We start from the raw sequence: 736 nt of genomic DNA on the forward strand, positions 1-736 counted from the left end.
CAGTGTGGCCATACGCCCAATCGGGAACAATTTGATAGTGAATCCCGTGTCCTAGCTCGTGCAAAATCACATCTGCATCTGCAGCATCTGGAGATACTCCGCCAACGCCTAACATCAGCGCACGCGAACCTGTGTAGTAAGAAGAGTTGTCTAGCGCTAAACCACGTCCATCAAAACGAAGCGGCTCTTCAAACAAGTCATAGCTCAAGCTCGATAAGTACTTCAGTGAGCTGTCAAGATGGTAAAACGCCATCAACTGCAAAAAGGCATTGTCGCCAAGTTGAGCGCTTTGCATCGCTTTTACATCAGAAAAAGATTGAACGCCTTCAGGCGGCAAAATACTGCTTGTATCGCGTACGGGCTCCGCACCTACCGCAGGTGTAGGCAGTAATGCAAGTGCATCCACCTGTTTAACGCGCTCGTTGGCTAGGTAGAACTTACCGTCAGACTGCAAAACTTGAATCTGCTTCTCAACATATTGAAGTGGCTGCGGATAATCCTCTAACGAATTCCAAGCGGAATCAGGCGCAGCTTGTTGCTGCATCGTACGTAAATCAGGATCAAACACTGAGACGGGAACCGTCACTAACTCACCGGAGCTCAACGCTGGCGGCTCGGTCACTTCCAATCGAACAGGCGATTCCAGTTCTGCGGCTGGCATCGCCTGACCATTACGAATAACCGTATCTTCAAGGCTTTTGAAAATGCGCTCGATTTGGCGGTCTTGGTTAGTCGA

1 pseudogene is annotated in these 736 nt (G+C 49.6%); it reads right to left on the minus strand.

From position 1 onward, the window contains the following. Positions 1-736: pseudogene (locus tag R7Z50_RS27010) on the minus strand (propeptide, peptidase); the annotation flags it as partial.

Source organism: Vibrio sp. 1249-1 (genome assembly GCF_033340495.1).